Origin of the sequence: Kitasatospora sp. NPDC056800, from assembly GCF_042789775.1 — a bacterium.
Lineage (GTDB): Bacteria > Actinomycetota > Actinomycetes > Streptomycetales > Streptomycetaceae > Kitasatospora.
This window is the reverse complement of record NZ_JBHUAL010000308.1, coordinates 1-7,668: the sequence shown is the minus strand read 5'-3', so window position 1 is coordinate 7,668 and position 7,668 is coordinate 1. Positions and strand designations below refer to the sequence as shown.

General features: G+C 71.9%; 8 protein-coding genes. 2 read left to right on the top strand and 6 right to left on the bottom strand.

All coding sequences use genetic code 11. The features are described from left to right. Nucleotides 1-48 precede the first annotated feature (48 nt). Entirely contained in the window at nt 49-1,005 is a 957-nt protein-coding gene (gene meaB / locus ACFRQN_RS38875) for a methylmalonyl Co-A mutase-associated GTPase MeaB (protein WP_380745328.1), read from the top strand. An 82-nt stretch (nt 1,006-1,087) separates the two neighbouring features. On the opposite strand, the gene ACFRQN_RS38870 is transcribed toward meaB, so the two are convergent. The 5 genes from ACFRQN_RS38870 to ACFRQN_RS38850 form a co-directional block, all read right to left on the bottom strand. After that, on the bottom strand, nt 1,088-1,603 hold the full coding sequence (locus ACFRQN_RS38870) for a MarR family winged helix-turn-helix transcriptional regulator (RefSeq protein ID WP_049651450.1): 516 nt from the start codon (nt 1,601-1,603) through the stop codon (nt 1,088-1,090). Between the two features lie 40 nt (nt 1,604-1,643). Beyond that, nucleotides 1,644-2,453, bottom strand: a complete 810-nt coding sequence (locus tag ACFRQN_RS38865) for an AIM24 family protein (RefSeq protein ID WP_049651462.1) — start codon at nt 2,451-2,453, stop codon at nt 1,644-1,646. 245 nt (nt 2,454-2,698) lie between these two features. Next, the gene (locus ACFRQN_RS38860; protein WP_049651451.1) at nt 2,699-3,349 is read right to left on the bottom strand and encodes an AIM24 family protein; all 651 of its coding nucleotides are present in this window, start codon (nt 3,347-3,349) and stop codon (nt 2,699-2,701) included. Then, nucleotides 3,349-3,987, bottom strand: coding sequence for an AIM24 family protein (locus ACFRQN_RS38855; RefSeq protein WP_074001459.1), 639 nt, complete (start codon nt 3,985-3,987; stop codon nt 3,349-3,351). The genes ACFRQN_RS38860 and ACFRQN_RS38855 overlap by 1 nt, the downstream gene beginning before the upstream one ends. 104 nt (nt 3,988-4,091) lie before the next feature. After that, the gene (locus ACFRQN_RS38850) at nt 4,092-4,889 is read right to left on the bottom strand and encodes a DUF2127 domain-containing protein (RefSeq protein WP_380745326.1); all 798 of its coding nucleotides are present in this window, start codon (nt 4,887-4,889) and stop codon (nt 4,092-4,094) included. A 240-nt stretch (nt 4,890-5,129) separates the two neighbouring features. Between ACFRQN_RS38850 and ACFRQN_RS38845 the strand changes: the two genes are divergently transcribed. Beyond that, nucleotides 5,130-5,504 (top strand): DUF3817 domain-containing protein, encoded by a 375-nt coding sequence (locus tag ACFRQN_RS38845; RefSeq protein WP_049651454.1) that lies wholly within the window; start codon nt 5,130-5,132, stop codon nt 5,502-5,504. A gap of 155 nt (nt 5,505-5,659) precedes the next feature. Here ACFRQN_RS38845 and ACFRQN_RS38840 read toward each other — a convergent pair whose 3' ends face one another. Next, nucleotides 5,660-7,282, bottom strand: a complete 1,623-nt coding sequence (locus ACFRQN_RS38840) for a M4 family metallopeptidase (RefSeq protein ID WP_380745324.1) — start codon at nt 7,280-7,282, stop codon at nt 5,660-5,662. Nucleotides 7,283-7,668: the final 386 nt, after the last annotated feature.

Genomic DNA, 7,668 nt, shown 5'->3' with positions numbered 1-7,668 from the left:
GCCGGTGGCGGTCCGCAGCCCCTTCGGCATCCGCGCAAGGAGCTCCTGATGATCGATGTCGCCACGCTGGTCGAGCAGGCCCGGGCGGGCCGGCCGCGGGCGGTCGCCCGGCTGATCACGCTGGTCGAGAACGCCGCGCCGCAGCTGCGGGAGGCGATGGCCGCGCTCGCGCCGTACACCGGGCGGGCGTACACGGTGGGCCTGACCGGCTCGCCCGGGGTCGGCAAGTCGACCTCCACCTCGGCGCTGGTCTCCGCCTACCGGCGGCTCGGCAAGCGGGTCGGGGTGCTGGCCGTCGACCCGTCCTCGCCGTTCTCCGGCGGCGCGCTGCTGGGCGACCGGGTCCGGATGCAGGACCACGCGACCGACCCCGAGGTGTTCATCCGCTCGATGGCCACCCGCGGCCACCTCGGCGGGCTCTCCTGGGCGGCGCCGCAGGCGCTGCGGGTGCTGGACGCGGCCGGCTGCGAGGTGATCCTGGTGGAGACCGTCGGGGTGGGCCAGTCCGAGGTCGAGGTCGCCGCCCAGGCCGACACCACCGTGGTGCTGCTGGCCCCCGGGATGGGCGACGGCATCCAGGCCGCCAAGGCCGGGATCCTGGAGATCGGCGACGTCTTCGTGGTCAACAAGGCCGACCGGGACGGCGCCGACGCCACCGCGCGGGAGCTCAACCACATGCTGGGCCTCGGCGAGGCGCGGGAGGCGGGGGACTGGCGTCCGCCGATCGTCAAGACCGTCGCGGCCCGCGGCGAGGGCGTGGACGAGGTGGTCGAGGCGCTGGAGAAGCACCGCGCCTGGCTGGAGGAGCACGGCGAGCTCGCCGCGCGGCGCCGCCGCCGGGCCGCCGAGGAGATCGAGGCGATCGCGTTGGCCGAGCTGCGCGCCCGGATCGGCGACCTGCGCGGGGACCGGCACCTGGCCGTCCTCGCCGAACGCGTCGCCGAGGGTGCCCTGGACCCGTACGGTGCCGCCGACGAGCTCGTCGCCGGCCTGACCCGCGGCTGACCCGGGCCGGGCGCGCGGGCCCGCGAACCGTTTCCGCCCCGCCGCGATCGGATCGCGGCGGGGCGGAGTGGTGCGTGGGGTGCTACGGCTTGCCGCGCAGGCCGCGGAGGTGTTCGGCGACGGGGGCGAGGGCCTGGTACATGTCGTCGAGCTGCTCCGGGGTGAAGCGGTCGATGAAGTGGGCCCGGACGCTGCGCACGTGGTCGGGGGCGACCCGCTGCATGGTCTCCCAGCCGTGTTCGGTGAGGTGGGCGTAGAGGCCGCGGCGGTCGCCGGGGCACTCCTGGCGCAGCACCAGGCCGGCGTTCTCCATCCGGGTGATCTGGTGGGAGAGGCGGCTCTTCGACTGGAGGGTGGCGGTCGCGAGGTCGGTCATCCGCATCCGGCGGTCCGGGGCCTCGGAGAGCACGACCAGGATCTCGTAGTCGTTGATCGCGAGGTTGTGCGGTTGGAGTTCGCGGCTGAGCTGGTAGTCCAGCAGCTTGGCGACCTCCAGATGGGCGCGCCACATCCGCTGCTCCCTGGCGGTCAGCCAGGGAGTCTCCTCCTCGGGCTGCGACGGAGGGGTGTCCGCGGTCTCGATCGTGTGCGTATCCATGCCCTCTAGCATAGCCGATTTAGTTCAATCTTGTACAAGTTTACAGACCGAAACGTCGTCCGAGGTCGCCCAGGTTACCGAGCCCGGGGATGTTGGGGTTGCCGCCGCCGTGCCCGGCCGTGCCCGGCTGGGACGGCACGCCGCCCACCGGGACGCCCGCCTCGGCGTCGACCGCTCCGACCGACCGCTCCGCCATCAGCTTCTCGCTCGACTGCAGCAGCACCTGGCCGGCGCCGATGAACTCGAACTGGTGCTCCTCGCCGGAGGCCCCGCCGATGCCGGTCAGCCGGCGCAGGCCGCCGATCAGCCCGTGCATGTAGTCGTGGTCGTAGTGGTGGCACGGCGCCGGGCAGTCCGCCCAACCGACCAGCGCCTGCGGGTCCACCCGGATCGGCGGCTCGACGAAGTGCACCGGGCCGTTGGAGGCGGCGACGAAGCGGCCGGTGCCGATCAGGGTCAGGAAGCCCGGGATGATCGACTGCTTGAGCCGCAGCGTCGGGTCGAAGGCCAGCAGGTTGCCGGAGCGGACGGTCAGGTTGCCCTCGTCCAGGTCGTACGAGTTGAGGTCGAACGCCCGGTCGGCCAGCAGCAGTTTGCCGCGGCCCTCGGCGACCACCCAGTCCGCCGCGTGCATCGGCGAGTTGAAGTGCTGGCCGAGCACCCGGTCGACCGCCCCGGCGCCGACGCCCTTGAAGGTGATGTCGCCGTAGTAGGCGACCATCTTGCCCTTCTGGAGGAAGTAGGAGCCGTTCAGGTCGACCGAGAAGGCGTACGGGTTGACGTTGTCGCCGGCCGGCAGGCTGTGGGCGTCCCACACCACCGGCCCGGTGCCGCCGTGGCCGGTCGGCAGCGGGGCCAGTGGGCCGCCGAACTGCTCCTGGCCGTACGGCTGCTGGGGCGGCTGCTGGTACTGCTGCTGGGGCTGGTGGCCGGGCGGGGGCGGCGGGTAGCCCTGCGGCGGGGGCGGCGGGTACCCGCCGGGCTGCGGGTAGCCCGGCTGCGGGCCGTACCCCGGCGGGGGCGGCGGGGCCGCGAAGCCGGGCTGGGTCGGCTGGTTGTGCGGCGAACCGTACGGGGGCTGCGGCGGGTAGGACATCAGAGCTTCTCCTCGCTCGCCTGGACGTACACCGCGCCCTGCCCGGACAGTTCCAGCTGGAACGCCTCGCCCGAGCCGCGGCCGATCATGTCGCGCCAACCCAGCGCCGTGGAGAGCTTGTTGCGCACGTCGCCGCGGTGCGCCACGTACGCCTGGGGGTCGACGTGGACCGACTGGCCGGGGGTGATCGGCAGCTCGAAGACGCCGCCGTGGGCCATCACCGCGACCGAGCCCTGGCCCTCCAGCTTGGTGGTGAACAGGCCCTGCCCGGTGACCTGGCCGCGGACCATGCCCATCACCCCGCCCTGCGAGCCCATGAACATGGTGGACTGCCGCAGCGTGCCCTCGAAGGCGAGCAGCCGGTCCGCCTCGACGTACAGGGTGTCGCCGAACAGGTCGATCACGTGGACGTGGTGGCCGCCGTGGCCGAACATCACCCGGCCCTGGCCCTCGACGGTCATCAGCGGGGTGTCCTCGTTGGCCACCCGGCGGCCGATCATCGACATCACGCCGCCCTGCCCGCCGGTGATGTTCGGCGTGAAGCGGACGTCGCCGCTGTACGCGAGCATCGCGCCGCGCTGGCTGAACAGCCGCTGCCCGGGCACCACCTGGGCTTCGACCATCTTCCCGTTGATCTTCGTGAAGCCCATCAGACGTCGCCCCCGATGGTGGCCTTCTCGGAGGGCTGGACGTACACCAGGCCCTCGCCGGTGAACTCGATCTGGACGGCCTCGCCGCCGCCCTCGCCGATGATCGTGGTCCAGCCCGCGCCCGACTTCAGGCTGCGCTGCAGGGTGCCGGTGTGCGCCACGTACGCGCCCGGGTCCACCCGCAGCGGCATGCTCTTGTCGACCCGCAGGATGACGGCCGGGCCGTTGGAGGTGACGGCCGCCCAGCCGTGGCCCTCCACCTTGGTGGTGAACAGGCCGTTGCCCGAGGACATGCCGTTCAGCCCGGTGAAGCTGGTGCCGGTGTGCAGGGCGGACTCGGTGCAGAGCAGGTTGTCCGACTCGACGTACAGCGTCTCGCCGTTCAGCCGCACCAGGCTGATCTCGGTGGCCTTGTCGGCGAAGTAGCAGGTGCCCTGCCCCTTCACTTCCATGACCGTCATCTTCTCGCCGGTCAGCCGGCGGGTGACCATGCCGCGCAGGCCGTCCCCGCCGCCGGTCAACTTCTTGAAGGCCATCTGCCCGGTGTAGGCGACCATCGAGCCGTGTCGCGCCTTGACGGCGTCGCCGCCCAAGTCGACGGCGAGCACGCGCGATCCCTGGAGTCTGAACTGTGCCACGGCCGCAATCTAGCCGCTGCGGCCGTGGCGCGGGGAGGGTGCGTGGGCCGACTGGTACCGGTCTGGGACAAACGCGCCGGTCACGCCCGGCGCACGCGCCCCGGTCAGGCCCGGGCGTGCGCCCCCTGTCCGGGGCTCGGAATGGTGCCGGCCGCCTGCTCGACCTCCAGCAGCGAGGCCGAGTGGCGCTCCGCCTCGAAGGCCACCACGCCGCCGCGCAGCCCGAACAGGCGCTTGGAGAGCATGATCCAGAGCACCGCCGCGATGTTCAGCACCAGGGTGCAGATCTTCAGGGCGCTGACGTGGTGGCTCAGCTCGTAGCCCTCCAACGGCAGGAAGGCCGCGGTGGCGACCACCGTCAGGTACTCGGCCCAGCGCTTGTTCAGCCAGAGGCCGACCGCCTCGACGATCTCGATCACCGCGTAGGCGATCAGCGCGCCCGCGACGATCAGCAGGGTGCTCTTCTTGAAGTCGAAGGTCTTGCGGATGGTCTCGACGATCGGGGCGTGTTCGAGGTCCCAGTGGAAGTGGTCGGTGACCGGCCGGAACACCGTGAGGTTCTCGTCGAAGACCCGGTGCACCGCGTCCTGGCTGTTGGAGAACTTCCACACGGCCCAGGCGACCACGATGATCAGCAGTCCGCGCAGCACCCGCTCGACGGCCAGGAAGCGCAGGATGAACAGGTCCCGCAGCGCCTTGCCGCGCGGCACCAGCGGCGCTTCGTCGGCCGGGCCGGAGCCGTGCGGGGCGCCCAGTGCGAAGTCGCCGCAGCGCAGGCAGCGCCAGGCGTCGCCGAGGGCGGTGGACGCGTGCAGCCGGGAGGCCAGCTCCGGCTCCGTCGGCGCGTAGGTGGTGTGGCCGCGCTTGGCGCAGGTCCTGCGGTCCCAGTCGCGCTTGAACATGTGGTGAGTACCCCCCGTGTGCGATGCCTCGGCGCCCGGATCGGTGGGCGCGCGGGCAGCAGGATAGGGGTTCCCGGTGACGGGCGGTCGCGCTCGGTGGCGTTCCGGCACAGAGCTGTGACAGGGCGGGCGGGCGCCGGACGGGCTCCGGGCAGGCGCCGGGCCGGCCGCTGTGAGATGGGGCACGGTGGCCACCCCCGGCCGGGGTCCCGTCCGTGGGCTCGGCGATAATGGGCCGGAATGCTTGTGAGTCGCTTCACAAGCGAGCCCGCGCCGCCGACCCCCCATATCGAGGTATCCATCGTGAACAGCAGCGCCGTCCACCGCCTGCGCCTGGTCTCCGGCCCCGAAGGGGTCTCCTTCATCCTGCTGCTGATCTGCTCGGTGCTGAAGCGGACGACCTCGTTCGACGCCGTCCCGGTGATGGGCATGGTGCACGGCGTCCTGTTCATCCTGTACGTGGTCTTCTGGATCCAGGCCTGGCAGGCGCAGAAGTGGGACGCCAAGCGCGGCGTCCTGATGTTCGTGCTCGCGGTGCTGCCCACCGGCGGCTTCTTCGCCGAGCGGATGCTGGCCAAGGAGGAGCGGGGCGAGCTGAAGCCCGCCACCGCCTGAGCCGGCCGCCCGGGCCCCCGCTCGGGCTCCGGCCTCCTCGTGGACGGTCGACAGGCTGCCACGGCCTCCTCTCCCAAAGGGCCGCGGCAGCCTGTCGCCGTTTCTTACCGGGGGTGGCTCGATTTCCTACCGGTTGCTACCGGAGGTGGTGCGGGTCAGCTGACGTTGACGCCGCTCCAGGCCGCCGCGACCGCGTTGTACTCGGTGCTGGAGGCGCCGTACAGGTCGGTGGCGGCCTTCAGGGTCGCGGTGCGGGCGGCCTTGTAGTTGGTGGTGGAGGTCATGTAGACGGTCAGCGCGCGGTACCAGATCGCCGCCGCCTTGGTCCGGCCGATGCCGGTCACCGTCGAGCCGTTGGAGGTCGGGCTGTTGTAGCTGACCCCGTTGATGACCTTCGCCCCGCTGCCCTCGGCGAGCAGGTAGAAGAAGTGGTTGGCGACGCCGGAGGAGTAGTGGACGTCCTTGTTGCCGACCGTGGAGGACCAGTAGTCGGCCGAGGCGCCGTCCTTGGAGGGCTTGTCCATGTAGCGCAGCGGCGTGCCGTTGCCGTTGATGTTGAGCTTCTCGCCGATCAGGTAGTCGCCCGGGTCGACCGAGAGGTTGGCGGACCACTCGACCATGGTGCCGAAGATGTCCGAGGTGGCCTCGTTGAGGCCGCCGGACTCACCGGAGTAGTTGAGGTTCGCGGTGGCGGAGGTGACGCCGTGGCTCATCTCGTGGCCGGAGACGTCGATCGCGGTCAGCGGGTGGGTGTTGCCGGAGCCGTCGCCGTACGTCATGCAGAAGCAGGAGTCGTCCCAGAACGCGTTGACGTAGTTGGTGCTGTAGTGGACCCGGCTCGCCGCGCCGACGCCGTTGTTCTTGATGCCGTTGCGGCCGAAGGTGTTCTTGTAGTAGTCCCAGGTGGCCGCCGCGCCGAACTGGGCGTCCACGGCCGCGGATTCGCGGTTGGAGGCCAGGCCGTTGCCGAAGCTGTTGGTGGTGTTGGCGACGAGCGTGCCGCTGCCCGAGGTGCCGCCCTTGAGGTCGGTGGTGGACTGGTTGCCCCGGGAGGCGTCCTTCAGCTGGTAGGAGCTGCCGCTCTGGGTGGTGGTGAGCGAGACGCTGCCGACGTTGACGCCCTTGCCGGTGCCGGTGGCGGTCTTCACCTGCTCGTCGGTGGAGAGCACCTGGCCGGTGGCGGCGTCGGTGACGACCACCTGGCGGCTCGGGGTGCCGTCCGCGCGCTGGCCCTCGACCGTGGTGCGGTGGGCCAGTCGCGGGGTGCCGTCGGCGGCCCAGACGACCAGCTCGGGCGCGCCGGCGCCGTCGACCCGGCTGAGCGCGGCCTCCTCCTGGTCGGCGGCGCCGACCGTGGCCCGCACGGCGGCGGTGGCCTTCTCGGCCGCCTGGGGCGCGGCGAGGCCCGGGGTCAGGCTGGGCACGGACAGCTGCCCGGTGAAGGCCCGGTCGACGGACCTCACCGAGCCGTCGGCCTTCTGGTGGACGACCAGGTCGCCGCCGAGCACCGGCAGGCCCGCGTAGGTCCGGTCGTACCGCAGGTGGCGGGTGCCGTCCTTGTCCACCACCACGTCCTTGGGCACCAGCTTCTCCTGGCCGCCGAGGGCGAGGGCCTGGGCGACCGGGGCGCTCTGCCCGGAGGCCAGCGCGAGCAGCGCGGACTGCTGCTGGGCCGGCGAGGGGGCGGCGGCCTGGGCGGGGACGGCGGCGATCTGGATGACGCCGGCCAGCAGTGCGGTGGCGGAGAGTACGGCTCCGACAGTCAGCTTTCGCTTCACGTACGGGGGTTCCTTCCACGAGACCCGCGGGTGCGTGCGGGTGCGCCGCGTACCGGGGCGCCGGGGTTGGCACCTTGGGGGCGGTAGGGCGCGGACGTGCCGGTCCCGTGCGGTACCTGACGATCCGCCGGAAACGGGTGGGGCGGCGGATGGTCGGACGGGACTTGGTCAGAAGCATGACAATCGTTGGCAGGGATGGACAGGGCGCCTACCGGGATTGGCCAAGAACCGCCAGTGCCGGTACGGATGGTTCGGTTGCCGCCCGTTGCCCGGTTTCGGCGGTTCGTCCCCCTGGCGGGACTCCGCCAGCCGGACGGCCTTGACAGCCCCGGGCGGCTCGGGCGGCCCCGGACGGTCTCGACGGTCCGGGGCCGCCTGGAAAGGCG

Bases quoted from the DNA above. Each gene is read 5' to 3' on its own strand.
- meaB (WP_380745328.1), top strand. From the start codon at position 49: ATGATCGATGTCGCCACGCTGGTCGAGCAGGCCCGGGCGGGCCGGCCG.
- ACFRQN_RS38860 (WP_049651451.1), bottom strand. From the start codon at position 3,349: ATGGGCTTCACGAAGATCAACGGGAAGATGGTCGAAGCCCAGGTGGTG.
- ACFRQN_RS38850 (WP_380745326.1), bottom strand. From the start codon at position 4,889: ATGTTCAAGCGCGACTGGGACCGCAGGACCTGCGCCAAGCGCGGCCAC.
- ACFRQN_RS38870 (WP_049651450.1), bottom strand. From the start codon at position 1,603: ATGGATACGCACACGATCGAGACCGCGGACACCCCTCCGTCGCAGCCC.
- ACFRQN_RS38845 (WP_049651454.1), top strand. From the start codon at position 5,130: ATGCTTGTGAGTCGCTTCACAAGCGAGCCCGCGCCGCCGACCCCCCAT.